Consider the following 26,927-nt stretch of genomic DNA (forward strand, 5'->3'; position numbering starts at 1 on the left):
AATGACAGCTGAATAAAGATAAAGCCTCTGGCGGATGTCAATATATTGAAGGGGAATCAGACTTGAAGTTTGCCTAGATTTGAGCATTCATACAAAAATCTTATCTTTACAAAAGCGGTAAACGTTTTTTATTGCCAGTGTTTAGCCAGATGCATATCAGCTAAAACTAGTCTGCATCTAGTAGGCCCAAGCAACCTCTATAATATGGTGTAATTCCGCTCAGGCATAATTGAAATCTTTCAGGGGGTGTTTTTAATGGATATTAAAAACTATATTGGCGGTGAATGGGTAGCACATTCACATTTACAAAGTATAGCAGTGACGAACCCTGCAAATGGTGAGCTTCTAGCTACTATTCCTCGCTCAACGACAAGTGAAGTAGAGGAGGCGGTAGCTGTAGCAAAGCAAGCGCAAAAAGAATGGGCACTTGTGCCAGCACCAAAACGTGCAGATTATTTGTACGCCGTCGGTCAAAAGATGAAAGAAAAAAAAGAATACCTAGCTACTGTTTTAACAAAAGAAATGGGAAAAGTTATTGAGGAGGCAAGGGGCGAGGTACAGGAAGGGATTGATATGGCTTATTATATGGCGGGAGAAGGGCGACGATTGTTTGGGGAGACAACGCCGTCTGAACTTGCCAATAAATTTGCCATGAGTGTACGTGCCCCGATAGGTGTTGTGGGCTTAATAACACCTTGGAATTTCCCTGTTGCCATTGCTACATGGAAGTCGTTTCCTGCTTTAGTGGCAGGAAATACATTTATTTGGAAACCATCAAATGAAACACCGATGATGGCCTATGAAATGGGGAAAATTTTTCAAGAGATAGGCTTGCCAGCTGGTGTTGCCAATATTGTCTTTGGTACAGGACCAACTGTAGGAACAGCATTAATTGAACATCCAGATGTAAAAGTTATTTCGTTTACCGGATCTACTACAACAGGGAGTAAGGTAGCAGAGCTTGGTGGAAAGCATTTGAAAAAAATCTCTTTGGAGATGGGTGGGAAAAATGCGGTTATTGTTATGGATGATGCGGATTTACATCTTGCTGCGGAAGGAATTTTATGGAGTGCTTTTGGTACGGCAGGTCAAAGATGCACAGCATGTAGTCGCGTGATTGTGCATAAGGATGTAAGAGAAGAATTAGAAAAACTTCTTTTAGAGGCAATGCAGCATTTAACAATTGGAGATGGCTTGGATGAAAGCGTGAAAATCGGTCCTGTTATAAGTAAAGCTGCCCTCGAGAAAATAAATCATTATGTGCAAATTGGTAAAAAAGAAGGTGCAACATTACTAGCTGGAGGAAGAATCTTAAATGAGGCACCCTATGACAAAGGGTTTTACTATGAACCAACATTGTTTACCAATGTAAAGCCTAATATGATTATTGCGCAGGAAGAAATTTTCGGGCCAGTAGTTTCTCTAATTGAAGTCACAAGTTTAGATGAAGCGATCGAAGTAAATAATGGTGTGAAATTTGGCTTATCTAGCTCTATTTTCTCACAAAATATTAATACAATTTTCCGCGCACAACGAGATTTAGACACAGGTATTGTTTATGTAAATGCAGGCACAACAGGTGCTGAAATTCATTTGCCATTTGGTGGAACAAAGGGGACGGGGAATGGTCACCGTGACTCAGGTGTTGCCGCATTGGATGTATATACGGAATGGAAAAGCATTTATGTAGATTACAGTGGGAAATTACAAAGAGCACAAATCGATACAGAGTAACCTATCATTGAAAGGGGATGTTCATGATGAAAGTTGTTGTATTAGGTGCAGGGTTAATGGGGAAAGAGGTAGCTCGTGATTTAATTAAAAATAACAATGTAGAACGTGTATTTTTAGGGGATATTGACGTGAAGACAGCACAGGAATTTGTGGACACGTTGCATACAGATAGAGTTGAAGTCGTTGAGCTTCATGCGGAATCGGATGACTCATTGACGTCAGTTATTGCGAAAGGAAATGTCGTTGTGAATGCCTTATTTTATTCATTCAATGAGCGTGTAGCGAGAGCAGCGATTGAAGCGGGTGTTCATTCTGTAGACTTAGGTGGTCATATCGGTGGTGTGACAGAAAAGATTTTGGAATTTGATGAAGAAGCAAAAGCGAAGGGTGTTACAATTATTCCTGACTTGGGCGTAGCGCCAGGGATGGTCAATATATTGGCGGGCTATGGTGCGTCAAAATTAGATGAAGTAGAATCTATTAAGCTATTTGTCGGTGGTATACCAACAGAGCCAAAGCCACCTCTTCACTATACACGTGTATTTTCTTTAGATGGTGTATTTGACCACTATACAGAACCTTCTAAAATGATTCAGAAGGGTAGACTTGAAGAAGTGCCATCATTAACAGGAGTCGAGCCAATTTATTTCGATGGTTTTGGCGTGCTTGAGGCATTTTATACATCTGGTGGCATATCGACACTATATAAGACATTCCCAAATGTTCGAACATTAGAATATAAAACGATTCGCTATAAGGGGCACGCTGAGAAATTTAAATTGTTAGCAGATTTAGGATTCTTAGATTCTAGTAATAAGGTTGAGGTAGATAGTATGGAAGTGCCTGTGCGAGCTGTGGTACGAGAGGCACTTAAGAAGAAATTAGAGCTTGGAACAAAACCTGATGCGGTATTGTTACGTGTGATTGTGGCAGGTGAGAAAGCACAACAGCAGGTCACGTATGAGTACGAAATGGTTGTACGTAAAGATATGACGATTAACGAAACGGCAATGGCACGTGCAACAGCCAATACAATTTCTGTCGTTGCACAAATGATTGGTGAAGGCTCGATTACGAATCGAGGTGTTTTTGCACCAGAAGCGATTGTACCAGGTGATACGTATATTAATGAAATGGCAAAACGTGGCGTTGTTATTAAAGAGACGTCTCATAAATCTGCAATGATTGTGAAATGGTAGGTGATGGCCATGAATTTTGAATTTACAACGGAGCAAGAAATACTCCGAAAAACAGTACGCCAGTTTGTGGATGAAGAAATATTGCCACATATTGCAAAATGGGATGCGGAAGGAAGCTTCGATGCTAGCGTTTGGTCCAGACTTGCAGAGCTTGGACTAATGGGGGTTTGTGTACCTGAGCAGTATGGAGGCAGTGGCATGGATTATAACGCGCTTGCCATTGTCTGTGAGGAGCTTGAGCGAGGAGATACCGCTTTTCGAACAGCTGTATCGGTGCATACGGGTTTGAATAGCATGACATTGATGCAATGGGGTACCGAGTCGCAAAAGGAGCAATATCTTGTTCCGCAGGCAAAGGGAGTACGCATTGGTGCATTCGGACTAACGGAGCCAGGGGCGGGGTCAGACGTAGCGGCAATGTCAACTACAGCTGTACGCGACGGTGAGTATTATGTGTTGAATGGGCAAAAAACTTGGATTTCATTATGTGATATAGCCGATCATTTTATTGTTTTTGCTTACACAGACAAATCCAAAAAGCATCATGGAATTAGTGCCTTCATTGTTGAACGTTCGATGGTAGGTTTTACCTCGAAGGCTATTAAAGGGAAGTATGGTATTCGTGCAGGCAATACGGGCGAACTCTTTTTCGAAGACTTACGCGTTCCAGTAGAAAATAGGCTAGGGGAAGAAGGAGAAGGTTTCAAAATTGCGATGTCAGCACTGGATAATGGTCGTTTTACAGTAGCGGCAGGTGCTGTTGGTCTTATTCAGGCATGTATCGAAGCAAGCGTAAAATACTGTCACGAGCGTGAAACGTTTGGCAAGCCAATTGGTGAGCATCAGCTTGTCGGGCAGATGATTGCCAAAATGGAGGCAGGCTATCAAATGAGCCGACTGCTCGTTTATCGCGTTGGCGAGTTGAAAAATAAAGGTATCCGTAATACAAGGGAAACATCTCTTGCGAAATGGCAGGCCTGTGATTTTGCAAATAAAGCAGCGGATGATGCACTTCAGATTCATGGAGCATACGGTTATTCAGATGATTATCCAGTTGCGCGTTATTTACGTAACTCTAAAGCACCGGTTATTTACGAGGGTACTCGTGAAATTCACACAATTATGCAAGCGGATTATGTCCTTGGTAGACGAAATGATAAAGCGTTAGCAAAAATGTTACCCAAATGGCCGTTTGAACCGTAAACGAGAGGGATTTATTCCCCTCGTTTTTTTTATAAAAAAATTATCAGAAAAATGTAACTTTCCTATCTTTTGTCAGTCTAATGAATAAACAAGTATATGAAGGAGTGGAAAAACATGAGAAATAGATGGATAGCAATTATGCTCATCTCAGTGCTAGCTGTACTACCGGGGATTTTTACTTTTATGATGGCTCCTAAAGCTGAGGCAAAGGCGGTCAATACCATTATGGCGACTCAAAGCTGGAAAGCGTCATTCTCTAAAACAATAAAAGCTGGCAAAATAACAGATGAAAATGTCTATGTAACGGATGATAATGGGCAAAAAGTGACTGCAACGATTACTTTGGGAGAAGATAGTAAAACACTTGTCGTTAGTGAATTAGCGCCAGGAAGTTATAAATTACATGTCAAAAAGCAAGCATTTGTACAAAGTGAGCTTAAAACTGCATCGCATGTCATTGCATTTACGGTCGTTGAGAAATTGGAAAACGTAAAGTCTGAGGAAGAGCTGCAACAATATTTCAAAGCGATTGTAGCCAATAGTAATGGGGAAGTGGCATTAGAATCAAGTACAGAAAACTTTTCTAGTAGCGAGGATAAAGCGAGCTCTGTGGCCGATTCAAGTAACTCCTCTACGACAAACAATCAAGTGGATGGTGTAGAAGAAGGCGATATTGTCGTTGTTAAAAATGACATAATCTATGCGGTAAAAGATCAAAGTATCTCCGTTGTGGATGCCAGCAATCCGAATAGCTTAAAATTAGCAACGACAGTTAAGCTAAAAGAATCACAGTATATTTCAAAGCTTGCCTTGTACGACAATGTTTTAATTGCAATTGGGGATGAGTATATTGAAAAAGTTGGCACGAGCATGACAACGGCAACTTTTTTTGATATAACAAATCCAAAAAATCCTAAGTTTATACGTGAGGTTGCACAAGAGGGGCATTTACAGGATATCCGAATTACTAATGATACGTTATATTTAATTGGGAATATGCATCCTAATTATTGGTTGTTGGAACAAGGGCAGACACCGGATTTAAAGCCGAAAACTTATGATAGTTCGGTAAGTAAAGAGTATAAAAGTTTACCAATTGAGAAAATTTCTATATTACCGAACACAATGGATGGTACGTATAGCCTGATTACGGCAGTGGATATGAAAAATGGTGCCACAACAACAGCAAATACAAAGGGGTATTTAGGTGGTAGTAGCGGGCTATACATGTCGGAAAATGCACTGTATTTAACAACACCAATGTATGATGGAAACCGAGGAGGCACTGCAGACAAGAGGGTCATGGATATGATTTGGATGCCAACGCCAGTAGATACACAAGTCTTTAAATGGGATATTGATGGGACGGCATTGAATTTTGTAGGTGCGACTAAAGTAAAGGGAATTGCGTTAAATCAATATTCTATGGATGAATATAAAGGTGATTTCCGCATTGTTACAACAGAGGGGAATATGAGGGATGAACAAAATGTATCACGTAATCACTTATTCATTTTAGATAAAAATTTAAAAGAGCTTGGGTCAGTGAAAGATTTAGCACCAGGCGAAAAAGTATACTCGGCCCGTTTTATGGGGGGGAAGGCATATGTCGTGACATTTAAGCAGGTTGATCCACTCTTTGTCATTGATGTAGAAAATTCAAAGAAACCAACTGTTCTAGGCGAACTGAAAATTCCTGGTTATAGCAACTATTTACACCCATTGGATGACACACACCTAATAGGAATTGGCTACGATACAGAGGAGCGCTATGACGAATATTCAAAGCGTAACTTTACGGTGACAACGAATATGAAAATGTCTTTATTTGATGTATCAGATTTCCAAAATCCAAAAGAGCGGTCAACGGTGAAAATTGGCGGTAAAGGTTCTAATTCAGAAGTGCAATATAATCCGAAAGCGTTATTCCGTAATAGCGAGTACAATTACTTCGGTTTCCCAGTAGTCCTGTATGAAGCAGGAAAAGAAGACGAAATAGTATACAAAGGCCAAGGGGCGCAAATTTATGAAATCACAGCCGAAAAAGGCATTGTTTTAAAAGGCAATATCATAAGTAAAGACACAGATGATCTTTATGAAAATTGGGAGCAACTCGTACAACGTGTCGTATATATCGATGACACCCTTTACACAGTTGCACGTAATGAAGTAAAGAGCTATCAGCTGAAGGACTTCAAATCACTCGACACACTGCAAATAAAATGAAGAAATGTCCAATGAATTTTATTAAGTTCATTGGACATTTTCTTTAATTAGATTAGTAATGGTGATAAAAGTACACTCTCTAACTATAAGCACTGTAATTGCTTATTGACGATAGGGTAGAATTTCAGATACTGTAACGAATTCATAACCTTGCTCTTGTAAAAAGGCAAGTACAGCATCAAGTCCATCCGCTGTTGATTGATGGATGTCATGCATTAAGACGATGGCATTATTGTGCAAATTATTTTTAACATAAGGGAGTAGCTGTTGGGCATTTCTGTGCTTCCAGTCCATGGTGTCAATGCTCCAAAGTACTACCGGAATTGGCATTTGAGCATTTATGTCATTATTAGTTGCGCCGTAAGGAGGTCTAAAGACAGTCGCACCTTGATTGATAGCTAACTCAATTTCTGCTGCTGTTGAAGAATATTCCTTTAACACTTGCTCTGATGATAATTTTGTTAATACGGGATGGTTCCATGTATGGTTACCAATCTCATGTCCACGTGCAAGAACATCTCTGGCTATATCAGGATAGTATTGTACTCGACTACCAAGCATGAAAAATGTGGCTTTGGCATGGTATTTATCGAGGATGTCTAAAATCTGTTCTGTTACAATCGGATGTGGACCATCGTCAAATGTTAATGCAATACGCTTAGCATTTGGGTCCCCTGGAGTTTCAGGTTTCGTCGGTTCCATAGTCTCCATAGCAATTTGAAAATCAGATGCTAGCAAGGGATTAATAAGCGTAAGTGGCAATTTCACAATTGGAGCACCAGCTGCACCGTTTGCAATTTCATATTCATCGAAGTAAAAGAGTAACGCATCTTTTACAATAGCAAAACGTTCAAAATTTGCCCATTTTGGCTCCGTAGCTGTTAGTAAATCATCTTTATTAAGTTCAACTTTTAGTTGTGGATTTTGCTGTAAATCTTTGCGGACATGTGTAGCAATTGTCGACAAGTTATTTTCATCGTTCTGCAGCAATGTTTTTATATCGATTTGTTCACCTGTTTCATTATTAAAGAAAAATGTTTTCGTAGAAACCTCGTGATTGGCTCCACCTAGGTACTGCATTTTTGTTAGGACAAAAGAATAATAGTGCTCTTGATATGGAAATGTCTCAAAGCTAATATTTAGCTCGCCCATTGCATCTTTTGTATTGTTTTTTTTCATTTCCGACAAGTAGTTTTCTTTTGAATCCGTTATGTACTGTAATACGGCGTCATTAAAAACCTTATTTTCTGTTTGTGGATAGTGAATGGCAAAAGGTGTGCGTTTATCATTGGAAACATCTGTTACAATACGTATCCCTGGAAACGCAGAGCTTTCAGTCGATAAATTACTATTTAAAGAATTTGAGTTTGAATCTTTCGAAGCACTAATTTTTTGAAACTTAAAGTCATCCTTTGACAGGATAATGACAAGAATAATGGATGTTAATGCAATAATGAGGCCAATTAATAGGAAATCAATCATTGGGCCGCGTCGTTTTCTGCGTTCCTGCATCATGTTGGATACGCTCCCCTCTGTTAAATTATTTATCTATACAATCAGACGTGTGAATCATCGGAAAAGTTATACGAATCTACGAATTATGTAAAAAAATGTTGAAGATTTACGGTTGAGTTTTTATTTGCAGTTCGATACTATTTACTATTGGCAAGGAACCTTTTGAAGGAGGTAGATAACTGTAATGATATTACAAGAAGCGGATAATGAATTAACAATTGACTGCTTGCTACTTGCAGGGCGTATCATGATTGAAAGTGGGGCAGAAACATACCGTGTGGAGGATACGATGCTGCGTATGGCACAATCACAAAATATGTTAGATGCTCAATGTTATGCTACACCTACGGGTATCATTTTTTCGTTAGGTAAGACACAGCCGACGAGAATTACTTCAATTTCCAGTAGAGTTACAGATTTGCAAAAAATCGCCTTGGTAAATTCAGTATCTCGTAGACTCACATCTCACATGATAACATTAGATGAAGCTTATGACGAGTTAAAGTCGATACAAAAAACAAATTATTTTTTACCAATTTATATTCAAGTTTTCTCAGCAGCTCTTGCGAGTGGGTGCTTTCTTATAATGTTTAAAGGAGGATGGTCGGATTTTCCTGCTGCGTTTGTAGCAGGGGGGTTAGGTTTCCTTGTGCTGGTGTGGATGAATCACTTAACAAAGGTGAAATTTTTCTCAGAATTCACTGCTTCGTTAGTCATTGGTCTTATTGCTTTTATTGCAGTAAAATCTGGATACGGTGCAGCAATAGACAAAATTATTATTAGTTCTGTCATGCCACTTGTACCAGGTATTTTAATTACCAATGCAGTGAGGGATTTAATGGCAGGTCATTTTATGTCAGGGATGGCAAAGGGAGCAGAGGCATTTTTAACAGCATTTGCAATCGGTGCAGCTATAGCCGTCATCCTATCATTTTAGGAGGCGGATGTTATGGATATAATCGTACAATTAGTGGTCAGTTTTTTTGCAACAGCAGGTATCGCGATTATTTTTAATGTACCTCGAAAAACTTTGCTTCATTGTGGTTTTGTTGGCGTAGTTGGCTGGCTGATTTATTATGTATTAACAGAATATGACATGGATGTTGTAAATGCTTCTTTCTTTGGATCATTTGTCGTTGCCATTGTGGCACACTTGTATGCAAGGCGCTTTAAAATGCCAATGATTATTTTTATTGTAGCTGGTATTATTCCGCTTGTGCCAGGGGGCATGGCATACAATGCGATGCGGAATGTTGTAGAAGATGATTATTTACAAGGCTTACAATATGGTCTAAAGGCGTTTTTAATAACTGGTGCGATTGTTATGGGACTGGTATTTGCAGAGGTATTCATGCAGCTTATATTCCGTGCAATGTATATGAGTAAAATGAAAATAAAAAATGTATACAAAAAATAAACCTACTGATGTAAGATGTCATAAAAATAAAAGGCTGTCCAATGAGCTGGACAGCCAGAAATACTGTTATTTTACAAGCAATGCCTCAATTTCCTCTGGTGTAACAGGCTTACTAATATAATAGCCTTGAATAGCATCACAGCCGTATGTGATTAAAAGGTCGGCTTGTTCAGCGGTTTCAACACCTTCAGCAACCACTTTGAGTTCCATGGATTTACCTAATTGCACCATGCCATGCATTAGCTTTTGTGTTTTTTCAGACTTTAATAATGAACTTGTAAATGTCTTATCAATTTTTAATGTATCTATCGGTAAAATTTGCATATATCGGAATGAACCATATCCAGTACCAAAATCATCTAATACGAAAACAATACCTTCGTTTTCAAGCTTACGCATTTGCTGTGTAATAAAGGTTGCAGCTTCTGCTTCTAAAGCGAATTTCTCTGTAATTTCAATTTGAATAAGGCTTGCAGGACAACCTGTTTTTGCTAACATTTCAAGTATTGATTTGGCCATGTTTTTGTCACGGAATTCACGTACAGAAGAGTTAATGGCCACTTTTAAATTCAAGCCAGCCTTCTTCCAAATTAACGCCTGTTCACAAGCTCTTTCTAACATAAATGAACCGATATTGTTAATGAGCCCTGTCTCCTCAGCGATTGGAATCAATTCATCTGGTGAAACAACCCCCATGACCTCATCTTCCCAGCGAACGAGTGCTTCTACAACTGTAACTTTGCCTGTGTAAACATCAATTTGAGGCTGATAAAGGACCTTAAGGTTCTTCTGATCAAGCGCTTGAAGTAAACGTTTTTCAATTAAAGCTTTACGATTTAAAGCTTTATGTGTTGCTTTAGATAGTGAGACAATTTTATCACCACCAGCTTCACGTACCGATGTAATGGTAGCGATGGATGCCTTCATTAGTTGAGAGAAGGTTGTTTGATCTTCTGGGAAGCGTGTAATGCCACCGCTAATCGAAATAGGCACAGCAATATTACTACTGTATATTGGATGCTGCTGTAAGTAAGATAAAAAGCCTTGAATAAACCATTCACTTAAAGGTGTTATGACAACAAAATCATTTTCATTGATACGCGCCATTGCACTGTCTTGAAAATACATTTTTATACGATTTGTAAATTCAATAATTAGGCTCTGGTTAATTTGTTGATCATGTAACTCTTTTAATGTGTAAAATTTATCGATGCTTAAATAGACAAATGAAAAGTGTCTATCTTCTTCAATCATACTAGAAATGACTTTTTCAAGACGATGTGCATTCATTAAACCTGTCTCGGTGTCAATATATGCAATTTTTTCAAGCTGGTGCTGAATTGTTTTTGACTTCGTAATATCCTTTTCAATTAAAATAAACTGTTGTTCATTCGTTTCTAAATTAAAAGTAGGGATTGCAGTTAACAGTACCCAATATGATTGGCCAGTTTTTGTAACTTTTTCGACCTCACCTTGCCATGTGTTACTATTGTTTAAATTGCGCCAGATGGTATTTGTTATTTTTTCGCTTACATCGTTATCTGGGAACAGTTGCCAAAACGTTTTACCGATAACACGTTTTGGTGTCCATTGACTTGTTTTTAGGAATTCAGCATTACATTCTAAAATAAATCCGTCTTGGTCTAGTGTTACAGACATGAAAGTGGAGTCTAAACCATGCTTTAAGTCTGCAAAAGTACGACTATTTGATACAGAATTGATCATTAATTCAGGTAACATAAACATAAATAAGACAAGGTGTTCCCCTTGTTCCATAAACGGTTTAGCCAACACCGCTGTAGTAACTTCTTCATTTGAACTTGTATACACTTGAACCTTATCTAAATACGTACTGTCTTCACTTTGAAGTATGGATTGGAACGTCTCAAATGAAAGTTGACGCAGTAGATTTTCATGTATGAATGGAGTAGTATGTCCTTTAATATCAGTAGCAGAAAAACCAAATAGCTGTTCAGCATTCTTTCCCCAAATAGAAGCTTGTCCGTCTTGGTTTATGACAAATGCAGGAAAAGGAAGTGAATTTAAATAATGTTCATCAATCGTAAATGATTTATGGATTTGACTCATGATTTATTCAATCTCCTTGGGTAATCAATATATACTAATATTATAGAGAATTATCGGGAATTAGTCATTATGAATATATTTGTAAATATTTGATGGTGAAAAAAATTAGGACTTTTCTAATGAAATGTAAGAAAAGTTTTGAAATAAATAACAGTTTTTAGTACATATATAGGAAGCGGGATTGGTGTGGAACGGTTAAAAGGATTACTATTTATAATCTCTGGGTCGATGTTGTGGGGTGCAACAGGACCTTTAATGGAATGGTTACTCAATCATACCCCATTAACAGTTTCTTTTATGCTAACCATTCGTTTGTCAGTTGCGGGTATTGTATTACTCGCCTATTTATTGTTAACTGGAAAAAATATCATCTGTATATGGCAACAAAAAATATGGAGTAGACAGCTAATCATCTTTGGTGTAGCAGGAATGTTGGGCGTACAATATGCCTTCGTAGCAGCGATAAATGAAAGCAATGCTGTGCTAGCTACCTTACTTCAGTTTTTAGCGCCAATATTTGTTGTTGCTTATGTCTCTCTTAGTTTAAAGAAATGGCCACCTAAATATCAAGTATTAGGAATTATTGGTACATTAGGGGGGCTATTCTTATTACTTACGAATGCTTCTTTTGACGCTTTATTAGTTAGTAACAAAGCGTTGTTGTGGGGAGTAGCAGTGGGCTTAACTTTTGCATTCTACACACTTTATCCAGCACGTCTCATGAAAGAATGGAGTGTACTGCTTGTTGTGGGCTGGGGAATGTTAATAGGGGGTCTAACGTTAGGAATTATCAGTCGAATTTGGCAGTCGAATCAGTGGCTTACTTTTATGGATTTGAAGGTTACAGGCTTAATGATTGCGCTCATTGTCTTTGGCACAATGGCTTTTGTGCTATTTTTAAGTAGCATGAAATATATTACGGCTGTAGAGACAAGTATCTTATCGAGTATTGAACCGTTAACGGCTATGGTTATTTCAGTAATTATGTTTGGTACGTCATTAGGATTTTGGCAATTAATGGGTGTGTTTGTTATGCTTGTTTGTGTAACATGGCTTTCTATTGCGGGTGAAAAAGCATAAAAATATTATTTAAAAAGGAATTTAGAACTATATTGAGATTCAGTGATGTTTTTTCTCAAACAAGGGGTGAGGGAATTGAAAGAAATTTTTTCGTATGTAAAGCCTTATAAATGGACTGCAATATTTGCTTTATGTTTAATGTTGTTGGAATTATTTGTGGAGCTTGTACAACCACTCATTATGGCCAAAATAATAGATGAAGGCGTCCGAGCTCAAAATCATGAAATGATATGGCAATGGGGAGCAGTATTACTCATGTTATCCTTCATAGCATTTTTAGCGGGGATTGTTAATTCCTATTATTCTTCGCATACTGCACAAAGCTTTGCCTTTGACTTAAGAAACGCAATGTTCGAGAAAATTCAATCGTTCACGCTTGCAACATATCAAAAGTTCTCAACGGCCTCTCTGATTACGCGATTGACGAATGATGTGACACAGGTACAGACGGTACTTTTTATGAGCCTACGTATTATGCTGCGGGCACCACTTGCAGTAGTTGGTAGTATAATAATGGCATTTGCCGTAAATGCAAAACTAGCCCTCTTTTTAGTAATCGGTGCACCGATAATCTTGGTGTTTTTAGTTTATATGGTTGCGAAGGGCGTGTCTTATTTTGGGCGAGTACAAAAGCGTGTGGACCGATTAAATCGTGTACTACAGGAAAATCTACAAGCCATTCGCTTAGTAAAGGCTTATTTACGTGGTACATATGAGGCGTCACGCTTTGAACAGGTGGCATCACACTTAAAAATAGATACGGTGAAGGCTCTACGCACGATGGAGTACATTATGCCAGTGCTATTATTTATCATGAATATGAGCCTACTTGCAGTACTATGGTTTGGTACAAAGCAAGTTGCTGCAGGTACAGCGCCACTCGGAGATATTGTAGCCATTGTCAATTATGCAATGCGCATGACAGGTTCGTTTTCAATGTTTGCTTTCATCATTATTTTTTACGCACGTGCGAAAGCCTCTGCAGAACGAATGGCAGAAGTGCTAGCTGTTGAAAATGAAGTAGAGGTCACTTCTCCATTTGAAGAAGCTTTTAGTAAGGAAAAATTTGGTGAGTTAGTATTTGAAAACGTGAGTTTTACGTATCCAGGTGCAGAGAAAGCTGTGCTGTCCAATGTAAGCTTTCAAGTGAAGCCTGGTGAAAAGTTAGCGATTATGGGAGCAACAGGAGCGGGTAAATCAACTTTACTACAGCTTATTCCTCGTTTTTATGATGTGTCGTCAGGGCAGATTTCAGTAGAAGGAAAAGATGTACAACAATGGGATCTACAAGAGCTGCGTGAGACCATAGGTTATGTACCTCAGCAATCATTATTATTTACAGGTAGCATTGTGGACAACATTCGTTGGGGTGATGCAGAGGCTGAAATGGAAGAAGTATTTCAAGCAACTATGCAAGCGCAAATCCATGCCTCTGTTGAAGATTTTCCAAATGGGTACGATACACGAGTTGGGCAGAAGGGTGTTAATTTATCTGGGGGGCAAAAGCAACGCTTGTCCATTGCAAGGGCATTGCTCAGGAAAGGGCATCTATTAATGCTTGATGATAGTACGAGTGCTCTTGATGTGAAAACAGAGCAAGCGTTGTGGGAGGCTTTGAGCGATGAAAGAGCCACGATGCTTGTCGTAACACAAAAAATTCGTACGGCTAAAGTGGCAGACCGCATTCTTTTAATAGATGCAGGCGAGGTTGTCGGATATGGCACACATGATGAGCTTTTGCAGTCTTCCATTTTATATAAAAAAATTGCAATATCCCAACAGGAGGTGGAGGAATAATGAGATTTTTCCGCAAACCTTTTGGCTATGAGCCGATTTTGACGAAGGATGATTTAAAGCAGGTCGTAAAGAAAAAGAAGGGTCCTCGTGCAGCCGATTGGAAAAGTACGCTTGGTCGTTTATGGAAAATCGTCGATGAACAGCGTGCATTATTAATCATTGTGTTTGTACTCGTCATGGTAAGTTCGATTTTGGCATTATTGGGCCCATACTTAATCGGGAAAATGATTGATAACTATGTGATGCAAGGGGAACTAACGGGACTGGGCAGTACAATCGCCTTGCTAGTAGGAATTTATGGGCTGTTAGCTGTATCATTATTTTTACAAAACTATTGGATGATTGGTATTGCACAGCAAACGATTTACAGACTACGAACGTCTGTATTTGCACACTTTCAAAGTCTCCCGGTATCGTTTTTTGATCGTCGCCAACATGGGGAATTAATGAGCCGTGTGACAAATGATATAGAAGCGGTTAGTTCGACATTGAACAGTTCCTTTATCCAAGTCATTTCAAGTGTCTTAACGCTCGGAGGTACGCTTATCATCATGCTAAGTTTGAGTCCTTTATTAACTGTACTAACAATGACAATTATTCCAATCATGTTTATAGCGCTGCGTTGGATTACACGTCGTACAGCACCATTATTTAAAGAACAGCAAGCGGCCATCGGAGCGCTTAACGGAATGATTGAAGAAACCATTTCTGGGCAGCGTATTGTCAAGGCATTTTCACAGGAGGAACGTGTTAAGGCAGAGTTTCGTGACAAAAGTTTACGCTTAAAAAGAACCGGCTTTTGGGCACAAACGTATTCGGGCTATATCCCCAAGGTCATGAACTTTTTAAATAATATGAGCTTTACAATTGTTGCAGGAATTGGTGGGATACTTGCACTTTATGGTCACGTGACCATTGGCGTAATTGTTATTTTCACGGAGTATGCACGACAGTTTACACGTCCTTTAAATGATTTAGCCAATCAATTCAATACAGTACTTTCGGCGATTGCAGGTGCTGAACGTGTCTTTTCTTTACTTGATGAACCGCAGGAAATCGAATTCCCTAACACGCAAAACCACTTGTTAAAAGGGAACGTAGCCTTTCAAAACGTTTCTTTTAAGTATGAACAGTCAGAGGCAGCCTACACATTAAAGAATATAAGTTTTCGAGTAGAACCAGGTCAAACGGTTGCATTGGTTGGTGCAACTGGTGCCGGAAAAACAACGATTCTTCAGCTTATTGCTAGATTCTATGAAGTAACAGAGGGCGAGGTACTATTTGATGGTATAAACGTGCAACAAATTGAACGTGAGGCACTACGTTCGCAAATGGCCTTTGTGTTACAGGACCCTTTTTTATTTGAAGCAACGGTGAGGGAAAATATTCGCTATGGTCGTTTAGATGCTAGTAATGAAGAAATTGAAGAAGCGGCGCAACGTGCAAATGCACATGATTTCATCATGAAACTAAAAGATGGCTATGATACGCTTCTTGCAGCAGACGGAAGCGAAATCTCTCAAGGACAAAAGCAACTGCTATCTATTGCTCGAGCACTTATTGCAGATCCGAAAATTTTACTACTCGATGAGGCAACGAGTAGCATTGATACGGTCACGGAACTAGCCATTCAAGAAGCGCTTGATACGTTGATGCAAGGGCGTACAAGCTTTGTTATTGCCCATCGATTAAATACTGTGCACAATGCTGATATAGTGCTTGTGATGCAAAAGGGTGAGCTAGTCGAAGCAGGCCCGCAACAGCAGTTAATTGCTACTGGCGGAATTTACGCTCAAATGCTTGAATCGTCCGCACATCATTTATAAAGTGAGACTAAAGGATAAGGAAAGGCTTTCGGTGCGCAGGTTGTGCTAGTGAGCGGAAGTTGCAATTGTATATTGTGTTCTTAGTGTGCTTTCTCCCTACAATCATTTGTCAAAACGTCACTTTCTAAGGCGATGGCTATGTAATCAGCGGCTGAATTAATCAGATATTTGCGAGTACTTAAACCTCCCATTTAAACCGTTTTATGCTTTATTTATAAGTGGGAGTTTTAACACCTATTATATAGGGTAAAAATAAGCTGGTAAACACAAAGATTAATGTTGCCAGCTTATTTTCTTTCTTGCTACAATAGGGCAATAGTCTGATAAAAGAACGGAGTAAATGATGAACATTTCAGTGATTACAGTGTCTTTCCCGTTAGACGGCGAAACATTGAATGAATTAAAAACCTTATGTGAAGAAGCAACATTACATGATTATCGAGTATACGAAACGATTATGAATATTCCGTTAGCAGGCTCTTTTGAATCAAAAGGTTTTATGGTGCTAGCGTACGACGATGACAAAGATTTATTAGTTGGTGCAGCAAGTGCTATTGATTTAATGGGTCTATATACGTATGAGTGGTCGCTAGTAGTTTTACCAGCGTGTCGTCGAATGGGAATCGGTACAGCATTAGTAGAAGTTTTACAAGCTGGACTAGTAGAGCGGGGCGCAGAAGGTCAATTAGCATTAGTCATTGATGGTTCACCTTATGGTCATACGTTTATTGAAAATTGTTGTTATACGTACAGTTTTTCAGAGGCAACACTAGAAACTAAAGCGGAGCCGGTAGTGCTACAAGATGAGGTTATTATAACTGCATATGCAGGAGAACAAGCAGAGCTTATTTCAATTTATAGTGAGGCTTTTGGTGATTTGCCAGAAGAATCAGTGGAACTAATTAACTTTAATACATCTAAAAGTGAACGTAATTTATGGGTAGCCCGTAAAGACGGGAAGGTTGTTGGTACGGTGACGACAGCGCAAGAAAACGAAGTTCAATGGGTGACAGCATTGGCCGTCCATCCCATGTATGGGGGACAAGGTATTGGTACAGCGTTATTGTTATTCGCGAAAAATTATGCCAGCCAAATTGGCGTGAAACATGTAATGCTTGATGTGGAAATCGAAAATAGAAAGGCACTTTCGGTTTATGAAAAGGCTGGTTTTATGAAAGCGCAGCAAATTGACTATTACGTGAAAAAATAAAAGAAGAGTGAGGAGTATGCTTTATGCATGGCTTCTCACTCTTTTTTATGCAATTGTTTTTGAGCAAACGGTTTGCTTAAGACCATCAAATTCATCGCATTGAGCCCTTCACCTGATATAACAATTAATTGATACAGTGATAAATGACTTTTTTATCATAAATACGTACTATGCCCATATAGTAATAATAAGCCCGATGAAAGGAGTCGTTATCATGCGCATGCCGGCATTGCCGAAAAAGAAGTCTCCTCCAAAGGAAGCCCCTAGATCATGGTGGAAGGTTGTCAAAGCTTATTTATCAAAGGGCAAATTTTATCGTCTGCCACCACGACATAAATAACCTTGCATTTATCCATTATCATAAAAAGAGTCGCAGTTCACGAGAGCGACTCTTTTTAATTTTCTAAAAGAAACGTCTTTTTTGTTGGACCAATTAAATATAGCTCATGCATCGCACGCGTTAACGCAACGTACAGAAGTTTGCGGTCAATTTTTGTATCGTAAAAGGGCGTGTTAAAGGCTGCGACAATCACAGCATCAAACTCGAGCCCCTTTGCTAAATGGCTTGGTACCACGAGTAGGAGTTGCTGATTAATGGACTCATCCTCTGTTAATAGCTGTGAAGTAATGCCGTAATCAGTTAACGCCTGCTGTATTCCGATTGCATCGACTGTAGTTTTGCAAATCAAAGCAATTGACTGATGACCGTTGGCACGAATGCTATCAAAAATATGCCCGATTTGCTGAGCATTAAAATGATCTGCCTGTAAAAAAGTTGGTGGATGTCCATGACGAACGACAGGTTCAACTAGCGGAAGTTGTTCATCCATTTGTGCTAAAATTTCGTTAGCAACTTCCATAATTTCAATCGTTGTTCGGTAGCTTTTTTGAAGTGTTCGAAAGCTGGCACGTGGAAATAAATTTTGTACAGGCTCCCAGGCAGTTAGTGAACGGTAGCTATGGATTCCCTGAGCTAAGTCGCCCACCATTGTGAACATGTCGGTCTCAAGCCCAGTTTTTAAAGCAGCAAGCTGGAATAAACTATAGTCCTGTACCTCATCAATGAAGACAACACGCATTTTCCAGTTATCAGGGATTCCTTTTAGCCGGGCTTGTAAATAATAAAGTGCCGCTAAATCTTCCAACACCCACTGTTCTTTCGCATGCACTTGTAAAAATTGTTGTTGTTCGAGATAATGCCATTCTGGTGCAAGCTTTGCTAATAGTTCAGCATTTGTTAGAAAGGCACGATAGAGCGTTTTGACATTATATTTAGAAAAGCGCCGCATGTAGGCAGATACTGTTGATTTGGCCTCTTTTTCAATTGCGGGAATTCGTTCATCACGTTCATCGATATACTTTGTTACAATACGACGACGTTTTTCATCGTCACGAATGCCATTTAAAGCTTTGCCAAGTACTTCATCGTATTTCGCATGTAGCATATTTAAGACAGCCTGTTTCTTCTGACGAACATGACTCGCCATCACCTTTTTTATATGTGCAAGTCTATTTTCAATTGGCATATAGGAAAACTCATGTAAAAATAACTTTTTCAAATGAGAAGCTCGCATAATACGGTATTTCTCAATAAACACATCTTCAAATTGTTCCGCAATTTCTTGCTCAATCTTTTGCACATAACGTTCCATTACATCACGATAATAAAGCGAGCCTTTTATTTCAGAAATCCATGCTGTTGGCTGATTGTCACCATCTGAAACAAGTGATTCTAGCTGTTCATTTGGATTACGTAGTTTTAATTTTAGCTTTGTCGCCGCTAGGACATAGTCTGCAAAAGTTGTTTGACAAATTTTATCGACACCAAGCTCGGGTAAAACATCACCAATATAATCAATAAATAATTTATTAGGGGCTAAAATCATGAGCTGCTCGGGATTAAAATTCTCACCCATTGTGTACAAAAAGTACGAAATACGGTGTAGGGCTATTGTTGTTTTACCGCTACCTGCAGCCCCCTGTACGATAATCGGCTGACGGAGGTGAGCCCGAATAATTTCATTTTGCTCTTTCTGAATAGTTGAGACGATTTCTGTTAACCGAACATCTGCTTTGCCTCCTAACGCCTCTTGTAGTAATTCATCATTTGTTGTTAAGTCGATATCACGAATATCAAGCAACTGACCATTTTCAATTTTATATTGCCGCTTGGCAAATAAATGTCCCTTGTGAACTTCTCCGCGTACATCATATTCCATATCCCCAAGTCGACCGTCGTAATAAACATTTGCAACAGGGGAACGCCAATCAACAATTATTGGTTCGTGTGTTTCACGATGAAATAAGGATGTTTTGCCGATATATAAAAATTCTTCAAGATCTCCTGTTTTTTGGAAATGGATACGGGCGAAATAAGGCTTTTTTTGAACAGCCTCTAAGCCTTCCTTTTGATCGCGAGCCATTTCAAAGAATCGCGCGTTTGTTAAGATGTTCAAATAGCTCAAACTCGAATCTAAATAATCAAGATCTGCCATCGATTTACGAATATTTTCCTGTGCGGATTGCAAATCTCTTTGAGACTCGCTTAAAATTTGTTGCATATAGTGTTTGGTGTAAGCGAGTCGCTCCAGTTCAGCTAGAAAATCTGGATGTTGTGCAGTCATTTTGCACCTCCTAAGTACTTACAAAGTTAATTTCATCTGTTGGACGTCATGGATTTGAAAGCATTGAATTTAAGATATAAGCCGAACTAGCTCACAGCTATGCGGTAACAACTAATGGGCTTATATAACACAGGCACAATAACAAATAGGCCGAAATGGAAATAGGTTCTCATATTACTATACAAAATTTTACCTTTCAAGGGTAAGATTAATAACCTGCTTATTGGTATACTGTTAAGTAACTAGAAATGGGAGGGGATACGTTTGGACATATTTGCGCATAGAGGTGTATCTTCACACTACCCTGAAAATACAAGTGCTGCTTTTTATGCAGCATCGAAATTACCTATTGCAGGAATCGAGCTAGATGTTCATTTAACTGCGGATGGGGAAGTGGTCGTCATCCATGATGAAACAATTGACCGCACTTCCAATGGTACAGGCTATGTAAAAGATTATACGCTCCAGCAGCTACGAGCATTTGATTTTGGTTCTTGGTTTTCTGATGAGTGCAGAGGAGAAAGTATTCTAAAGCTTGGAGAAGTGTTAGAGCTATTTGCAGGCACACATCATCGTATTAATATTGAGCTGAAAACGGATGTTTTTCCTTATGATGGTATTGAGCCGCTTGTGATAAAGGAAGTAGCATCATATCAAATGACGGAACGTGTTATTATTTCTTCCTTTAACCATGAATCAATTCAAATTGTGTCACAAATAGCGCCGTATATTGAAACGGCTGCATTATTTGCTGAAATCTTAATTGATTTTACAACTTACACAGCCCAAATTCCAACGAATGCAATACATGTTAGCTTGCCTACAGCCTTCAGAAAATCTGTTGGTTTAGCGCTTGAAAAAGGGGCTATTGTTCGTGCCTACACTGTCAATGATATCGATATTGCATTGCAGTTACAGCAACTCGGTATAGATGCAATTTTTACAGATGACCCCGAAAAAATGCTAGACGCATTGCGCGAAGGCTAAAATACACAAAAATGGCGTTTCAAATTCCCTTTGAGACGCCATCTTTGTTACCATTTTGCACGGTGTTCTTCGATACAACCAAGCATTTGCTTAATAACTAGGGTTTCACCATTGTCCAGTAGAATGGAACCATCATAATAACCAAACAATTGATGTACTTCCGATTTTACGAGTCCAGCATTTGTTGCTGCAACACGTTCAAAGAATGGGGAAAAAGTTAAGGACACTTGGTTGGTGAACTTTGTTTTAACTTTCCAACGTTGCATAAAATCTTTTCGATCATAATGGAATAGTAAATCCTCATGAATTTTTGTCATTTTTCCATCAACGAACACAGCATTCTCAGTCATACCCGTACCGTCTGTCCATTTACCCCCTAAATTCAGCCCAATCCGCCGACCTCGAACTCGTTGAGAAGCCATACCCCAATTCCATGTGGCCTCGCGTGGCCAAACACCACGCCCATAATCCAACACTGCAAAATTTTCCTCAGGTGTAAATATAAAGCGACGATTGCCAATCGTCACATTTCCCGACGTAGGTAGAGTATGATGCTTGCCTGTAAATTGGAACGTTTTTCGATTCCATGGAATGACCACATTCAATGACTCATCTGTTGGGGGATGTTGAATGACAAGGTTTGCACGTAAGCTGTCTCCGTCAAAATTAGGAATAGAAACGGACAAATGAGTTTCATTGTGAATATAGGTCATATCAATCGTCATTTCACTACTGCTGAAGGATACAGATTCTAGTACTTGTGTAGGCATTTTTAGCTTGCCACCAAGTGGAATTGTCATGGTTTTCTCGAAATAGCGCTGTGTTTCATACTCAAAGAAATATACGAAGCAAACCGCTGCGTAATCTAGATGGCTGATAGTAGCGGAGAATAAAATCTCATCACCATATACACACCAATAATTCCATTTCTTTTTGCGCATCAAATGGCCGCTTAAATTGCTATTTATAAGAGGTTTTCGTGCAAATCCAATGGAAGCAGGATTCAAATTCCCTTTTTTGTCGCATAAAAGAGTAGGTTGTAAGATTTCTTTCTCAGCATGCTGCCTCACATTCAACATCCCTTCTGTTTATATATTAAATATCTACACTTCATTCAACCCTATTGTAGCAAAAAATAACTTAAAATTGGAAAAGATAGCACCGAATGTTGCCCTTACATCGATTTTTAACTGAAAGCTTCGCCTGATGTCACGAATTCGAAAAGAATTTTTAGATGTTAGCCTAGCATCGCTAAGTCTCACGACACCTGCTAACTGACTTGAATCGGTAAAATCGTAACGTTCTATGGCTTTACCGAAGTGACCGACATCGTGTCGACCCTCGTGCATACCTAAGCATAATATTGCAAATACCGGACGTAATGACGTTTGAGCCGCCATTGATAAATATGGTCCTAAACTAATAGATTTGTCCATCTATACATATGATGTACGTAAGGAGGGGAAACGTGGCAAAAATGTATAATAGGCAGGCGGCGGTACAGTATGCGAATTTGTGGTGGAATAGACGTAATTCCGCATTTCCAAATTTTGATGTCGATTGTACGAATTATATCTCACAATGTTTACTTGCTGGGGGAGCGCCAATGCGCGGAGCTCCAAGTAGAGATAAGGGTTGGTGGATTCAGCAGGGCAATTGGAGCTTCAGCTGGTCGGTCTCCCATTCCCTTAGGTGGTATCTAGAAGGCTCCAAAACAGGATTAAAGGGCAAACGTGTGCAAAATGCTGAAGAATTAGAGCTTGGGGACATCATTTTTTATGATTTTCAAGGGAATGGAAGAATCGATCACTCGGTTATCGTCACGAGTATCCAGAATGGAATTCCATACGTGAATGCGCACACCTCAGATAGCATAAATAGACCGTACTTTTATGAGGATTCTACTGCCTATACACCGAGTATGACATATTTTTACATTCATATTGATGATAGTTTTGCTTAGCAAGATAGCTGTTTTAAAGCTCATCGATTTGTGATAATGTGAGAGATAGAAAATACGTATAATAATATATGATGTAAAGTTCTAGAAGGAGATAAAGTAAATGAGCGAACATTTTTTATCTGTAAGAGATGCAATTATAGAGCGCCGTTCCATTAAAAAATTTAATGGGCAGCCTGTAGACCGTGATGAATTACTAGCAATTATTGACGATGCTGTATGGGCACCGAATCATGGAAATCGTGAACCTTGGCGTTTAGTTGTAGCGTGTGGTAAGGAGTTATCTGCACTTCATGATTTATTGCGAGACTTAACTATTCCGAAATGGCAAGACCTTTCAAGTGAAGACTTGGCAAAACAAATGACGAAATTCACACTTCCAGGCGGTTATGCTTTTGTAATCGTACCGGAGGATGCACGTCAAAAAGAACGTCTAGAAGATTTTGCTGCTGCAAGTACTTTTATTCAAAATATGCAGTTGCTTGCGTGGGATAAAGGTATCGGCTCTTGCTGGAAAACACCAGGCTTTTTAGATAATCCGAAATTCCGAGAAGCATTAAAAGTGCAACCAGGTGAACGTGTTATTGCGATGTTACAAGTTGGTTATTTTGATGATATTCCAAAAGCGAAAGAACGTAAAACATCAGCTGAAATTGTGACGATTTTTGGTGAATAGTACAAAGAAAGCCCCTCAGTGAGGGGCTTTTAGACAGTAGACAAACTCAAAAAACTGAGTTTGTTTACTGTCTTTTTTCTTTTAAATATAGAAGTATCTATATGAACTCGTTGATTTCCGCTATGGCGGACGCTTTTCGCAGGCATGGCTTCAGTCTCTCCTCGTCGCTACGCTCCAATCAACAGTGAACGTCTTGTGGAACCACTTGATCAATCGTCATCATTTCAAGTTGATGTTGTATGTACCTGAGAATTACTGCAGTTGACCTGAGCGATTGTTGCATGTAGCCAAGCGTTACGTCGGTTGATCTGAGCGGTTGTTGCTTGTACCTGAGCGTTACGTCAGTTGACTTGAGGGATTAGCGATAGATCTAGTTCGTTCTGTAAGTTTTTGACCGATTAGCACAACACGCCTTGATTCCTGATATAGAGGAAGAAGCTGCGAAACTCTTACGGAAAAACGAGGCAGCTAGACCCCGCACGAAGTGTATCGAAGGGGGAGGCCAGCTGGTTCGTCCGTGGAAAGCGAGTGGCTTGTTCCGAACCTGATTATTGTTACTTTCTATTGTATAAGAAAGACTATAGCCAAACTCGATTTTTTGCCGAAGTTTGTCTACAGTCTAAAAGCCCCCTCAGGTGAGGGGGCTTCCAAATCAACAAGTGCATTTATTTATTTATTTATTTATTTTTGTAATCCAGCTACTTCATATAAATAGTCACCTAACACGCGTAAACCATTATCGAAGTTTTCTAAATGGAAATGCTCGTTTGGAGCATGGAAGTTTTCGCTGGATAGACCAAAGCCCATTAACACAACAGGTAATTCCAAAATTTCATCGAATGATGCCACGATTGGAATCGAACCGCCACCACGTGTGTAAGCAGTGGGTACGTTATAAACTTTTTCGTAAGAGCGTCCTGCCGCTTGAATAAACGGATGGTCAAATGGCGTTAAGAAAGGACGGCCTTTATCGAACTCAGCAATCGTTACCTCAACACCAGTTGGTTTATGCTTTGCGATATGTGCTTTTAACAGTGCTACAATTTCATCGGGTTCTTGATTTGGTACAAGTCGGCATGTGATTTTAGCACCAGCTTCAGCAGGCAATACAGTTTTAATGCCTTCTCCTGAGAAGCCACCAAACACTCCGTTAACCTCTAGAGTAGGACGAGCCCATGTTTGCTCTAAGTAAGAATAACCAGCTTCCCCGAATAACTCTTTCACACCGACTTCTTCCTTCACTGACTCTTCATCGAAGCCAAGTGCGCGATAAGCATCACGTTCTTCTACTGATAATGGCAATACGTTGTCGTAGAAACCATCTACCTGAATAGTGCCGTGTTCATCACGGAAGGATGCTAAAATTTCTGCTAATGCATGAATCGCGTTTTGCACGCCACCACCATAAAGACCAGAGTGTAAATCGCCTTTTGCCCCGCGAACATCAATTTGTACACCTGTTAAACCACGTAAGCCATAGCACACAGCAGGCTTACCAGGTCCATAAAGGCCCGTATCAGAAATCAAAATCAAATCTGCAGCTAGCTTTTCCTTATGTTCTTCTACGAAAGCAGGGAGGTGAGGACTGCCGATTTCTTCTTCCCCTTCATAAATAAATTTCACATTTACGGGTAAAGTGCCAGTTGTAGCAAATAGTGCCTCAATCATTTTTAAGTGCATAAACACCTGCCCTTTATCATCGCTTGCGCCACGTGCAAATAATTTATTGTCACGAATCGTTGGATTAAAAGGCTCGCTATCCCATAAGTGTAATGGATCTACAGGCTGCACATCATAGTGACCATAGAAGAGAATTGTTGGTTTGTCCTCAGCATGTAACCAATCCGCATAGACAACAGGATGTCCTGCTGTTTGGGTAATCGAGATGTTTTCAAGGTTAAGTTTTTCAAAGGCGTTTGCTAACCATTTAGCAGCATCCTGAATATCTCCTTTGTGCTCTGATAATGAGCTAATACTTGGAATACGTAAAAATTCATTTAATTCATTCAAATGAGCCTCGCGATGTTCAGTAAAATAAGCGTCTAATTCCTGTAAATGTGTCATCATTTCATCCCACTTTCTATTATTTCGATACTAGAAATAGTATAGCATAATGTGGCTGGAGAATCCTGTTATAGCAATGCATTAAGGGACTTTTACAATTGATTAGCCCCAGTTTTAGCCCCACTAGCCTGTAAAGTTTGGCTGAACAACGAAACAGATTCTACCTCTAATTCCTTTAGAACATGACCGTATACATCCATAATCATCTTTGGTGTATTTCCTAACCTTTCTGAAATAACTTTCACATTAAGCCCACGATTTAACAAGATGGTGCAATGTGTATGACGTAAGCCATGTATCGTTGTTTTTGGTAGTCCTGTCCGACCCAAAATTTTATTGAATGCATAAGTAGGACTTGTCGGAGCAATTGGATCAGCTGCGTGTTCAAATATAAACACAAACGTATCATCTTTTGATAAGTCATCTTGCAACTTACGGCCATTTTTAAATAACGCTTTTTTACACCACTTTAAATAAGTTTCGAGTTGCCTCATAATCGCTTCATCCACTAGAATAGTTCTATAGCTATTCGTTGTTTTTGGTGTGTGGACGCCAATAACATCCCTAGTACGCTCAATAGTAATAGTGTTGTTTTGAAAGTCGATATTCTTCCACTGCAATCCTAATGCTTCGCCGCGACGGATACCTGTATAGGCGATCGTAAGGAAAAAAGTGTAGTGGGTAATATTTTCATGCTGTTTGGCATCATCTAAAAAAGTGACCAATTCAGCAGGAGTAAGGAAGTTAGCAGCTTCCTTTTTCTTTTTGCTCACTGATGGAATTGTTACTTTCGTGAAGCGGTTACGATTGAGTATTTCTTCTTCCACTGCAGCATTAACAGCAATTTTAAAAATGGTATGCCATGCCCGTATTGTACTAGCCTGGTATTCACCAACAAGTTGATTGATAAACACTCTTTGATATGTTTGTTTGTCTAACTTTTGTAATTTGTAATGGCCGAGTAGAGGCCTTAAATGTACACGTACAATGATTTCTCGTTGAACCTGTGTCCCTTTTTTCCACTTACCTTTATTCATTTCATACCAAGTGTCCAGCCATTCACCAACAGTCATTTGGTCATTTTCAACATACCTTTTTTCACCACGCAGCGTTGCAGCCTTCACTTCTAGTAGGGCTTTCAATGCTGCTTTTTCTGTTTTAAACCCACTTTTCTTCTTCTCTTTCCGCTTTCCAGCAGCATCATAATACTTATGTCGAAACATCCATAGTTTTTCTTTATTTGCATTGAAATAGTGATATATTTCAGGTTCTTTTGCTGATTTATATAACTTCACCTTTTCCATTCCTTTCATGTTTGGCG

The 26,927-nt window shown here is 39.3% G+C and carries 20 protein-coding genes; 13 read left to right on the forward strand and 7 right to left on the reverse strand.

The features are described 5' to 3' along the window. Positions 1-255: 255 nt before the first annotated feature. The 4 genes from H131_RS04025 (at position 256) to H131_RS04040 (ending at position 6,362) form a co-directional block, all read left to right on the forward strand. Positions 256-1,734: an aldehyde dehydrogenase family protein gene (locus tag H131_RS04025; protein WP_010857780.1), complete on the forward strand. Its 1,479-nt coding sequence runs from the start codon at positions 256-258 to the stop codon at positions 1,732-1,734. 26 nt (positions 1,735-1,760) lie between these two features. Further along, positions 1,761-2,933 carry a saccharopine dehydrogenase family protein gene (locus H131_RS04030; protein ID WP_010857781.1) on the forward strand — a complete coding sequence of 391 codons (1,173 nt, stop codon included), beginning with the start codon at positions 1,761-1,763 and terminating at the stop codon, positions 2,931-2,933. A 9-nt stretch (positions 2,934-2,942) separates the two neighbouring features. Further along, entirely contained in the window at positions 2,943-4,136 is a 1,194-nt protein-coding gene (locus tag H131_RS04035) for an acyl-CoA dehydrogenase family protein (RefSeq protein ID WP_010857782.1), read from the forward strand. Positions 4,137-4,250: 114 nt separating this feature from the next. Further along, positions 4,251-6,362 (forward strand): beta-propeller domain-containing protein, encoded by a 2,112-nt coding sequence (locus H131_RS04040; protein ID WP_010857783.1) that lies wholly within the window; start codon positions 4,251-4,253, stop codon positions 6,360-6,362. Between the two features lie 102 nt (positions 6,363-6,464). Here H131_RS04040 and H131_RS04045 read toward each other — a convergent pair whose 3' ends face one another. Next, positions 6,465-7,877, reverse strand: a complete 1,413-nt coding sequence (locus H131_RS04045) for a polysaccharide deacetylase family protein (RefSeq protein ID WP_010857784.1) — start codon at positions 7,875-7,877, stop codon at positions 6,465-6,467. Positions 7,878-8,061: 184 nt separating this feature from the next. On the opposite strand from H131_RS04045, the gene H131_RS04050 reads away from it, so the two are divergent. Both H131_RS04050 and H131_RS04055 read left to right on the forward strand, forming a co-directional pair. Further along, positions 8,062-8,814: a threonine/serine exporter family protein gene (locus H131_RS04050; protein ID WP_010857785.1), complete on the forward strand. Its 753-nt coding sequence runs from the start codon at positions 8,062-8,064 to the stop codon at positions 8,812-8,814. A gap of 12 nt (positions 8,815-8,826) precedes the next feature. Further along, positions 8,827-9,294, forward strand: coding sequence for a threonine/serine exporter family protein (locus H131_RS04055; RefSeq protein WP_010857786.1), 468 nt, complete (start codon positions 8,827-8,829; stop codon positions 9,292-9,294). A gap of 66 nt (positions 9,295-9,360) precedes the next feature. Here the strand turns inward: H131_RS04055 and H131_RS04060 are convergent, their stop codons facing one another. After that, positions 9,361-11,382, reverse strand: a complete 2,022-nt coding sequence (locus H131_RS04060) for an EAL domain-containing protein (RefSeq protein ID WP_010857787.1) — start codon at positions 11,380-11,382, stop codon at positions 9,361-9,363. A gap of 186 nt (positions 11,383-11,568) precedes the next feature. On the opposite strand from H131_RS04060, the gene H131_RS04065 reads away from it, so the two are divergent. The 4 genes from H131_RS04065 (at position 11,569) to H131_RS04080 (ending at position 17,295) form a co-directional block, all read left to right on the forward strand. After that, positions 11,569-12,462, forward strand: a complete 894-nt coding sequence (locus tag H131_RS04065; protein ID WP_010857788.1) for a DMT family transporter — start codon at positions 11,569-11,571, stop codon at positions 12,460-12,462. A gap of 75 nt (positions 12,463-12,537) precedes the next feature. Further along, positions 12,538-14,259, forward strand: a complete 1,722-nt coding sequence (locus H131_RS04070) for an ABC transporter ATP-binding protein (protein ID WP_010857789.1) — start codon at positions 12,538-12,540, stop codon at positions 14,257-14,259. After that, on the forward strand, positions 14,259-16,085 hold the full coding sequence (locus H131_RS04075; protein ID WP_010857790.1) for an ABC transporter ATP-binding protein: 1,827 nt from the start codon (positions 14,259-14,261) through the stop codon (positions 16,083-16,085). Before H131_RS04070 ends, H131_RS04075 begins: the two co-directional genes overlap by 1 nt. Before the next feature lie 340 nt (positions 16,086-16,425). Next, on the forward strand, positions 16,426-17,295 hold the full coding sequence (locus H131_RS04080; RefSeq protein ID WP_230491819.1) for a GNAT family N-acetyltransferase: 870 nt from the start codon (positions 16,426-16,428) through the stop codon (positions 17,293-17,295). Positions 17,296-17,690: 395 nt separating this feature from the next. Here the strand turns inward: H131_RS04080 and helD are convergent, their stop codons facing one another. Next, positions 17,691-19,919, reverse strand: coding sequence for an RNA polymerase recycling motor HelD (helD, locus tag H131_RS04085; RefSeq protein WP_010857792.1), 2,229 nt, complete (start codon positions 19,917-19,919; stop codon positions 17,691-17,693). A gap of 264 nt (positions 19,920-20,183) precedes the next feature. On the opposite strand from helD, the gene H131_RS04090 reads away from it, so the two are divergent. Continuing rightward, positions 20,184-20,906: a glycerophosphodiester phosphodiesterase gene (locus tag H131_RS04090; RefSeq protein WP_010857793.1), complete on the forward strand. Its 723-nt coding sequence runs from the start codon at positions 20,184-20,186 to the stop codon at positions 20,904-20,906. 47 nt (positions 20,907-20,953) lie between these two features. Here H131_RS04090 and H131_RS04095 read toward each other — a convergent pair whose 3' ends face one another. Next, complete coding sequence (locus tag H131_RS04095) at positions 20,954-21,976, reverse strand: DUF2804 domain-containing protein (protein ID WP_010857794.1); 1,023 nt, start codon at positions 21,974-21,976, stop codon at positions 20,954-20,956. Positions 21,977-22,009: 33 nt separating this feature from the next. After that, positions 22,010-22,306 carry a hypothetical protein gene (locus H131_RS04100; RefSeq protein ID WP_010857795.1) on the reverse strand — a complete coding sequence of 99 codons (297 nt, stop codon included), beginning with the start codon at positions 22,304-22,306 and terminating at the stop codon, positions 22,010-22,012. 68 nt (positions 22,307-22,374) lie between these two features. Here H131_RS04100 and H131_RS04105 point away from each other — a divergent pair, with 68 nt between their 5' ends. Next, positions 22,375-22,869: an amidase domain-containing protein gene (locus tag H131_RS04105; protein WP_010857796.1), complete on the forward strand. Its 495-nt coding sequence runs from the start codon at positions 22,375-22,377 to the stop codon at positions 22,867-22,869. A 100-nt stretch (positions 22,870-22,969) separates the two neighbouring features. Then, the gene (locus tag H131_RS04110) at positions 22,970-23,542 is read left to right on the forward strand and encodes a nitroreductase family protein (protein WP_010857797.1); all 573 of its coding nucleotides are present in this window, start codon (positions 22,970-22,972) and stop codon (positions 23,540-23,542) included. 681 nt (positions 23,543-24,223) lie between these two features. Here H131_RS04110 and H131_RS04115 read toward each other — a convergent pair. Together H131_RS04115 and H131_RS04120 are read right to left on the reverse strand one after the other, a co-directional pair. Continuing rightward, complete coding sequence (locus H131_RS04115; protein ID WP_010857798.1) at positions 24,224-25,606, reverse strand: dipeptidase; 1,383 nt, start codon at positions 25,604-25,606, stop codon at positions 24,224-24,226. A 92-nt stretch (positions 25,607-25,698) separates the two neighbouring features. After that, on the reverse strand, positions 25,699-26,901 hold the full coding sequence (locus tag H131_RS04120; RefSeq protein WP_010857799.1) for a site-specific integrase: 1,203 nt from the start codon (positions 26,899-26,901) through the stop codon (positions 25,699-25,701). Positions 26,902-26,927: the final 26 nt, after the last annotated feature.

The organism is Lysinibacillus sphaericus OT4b.31, assembly GCF_000392615.1.
Taxonomy (GTDB): Bacteria; Bacillota; Bacilli; order Bacillales_A; family Planococcaceae; genus Lysinibacillus; species Lysinibacillus sphaericus_B.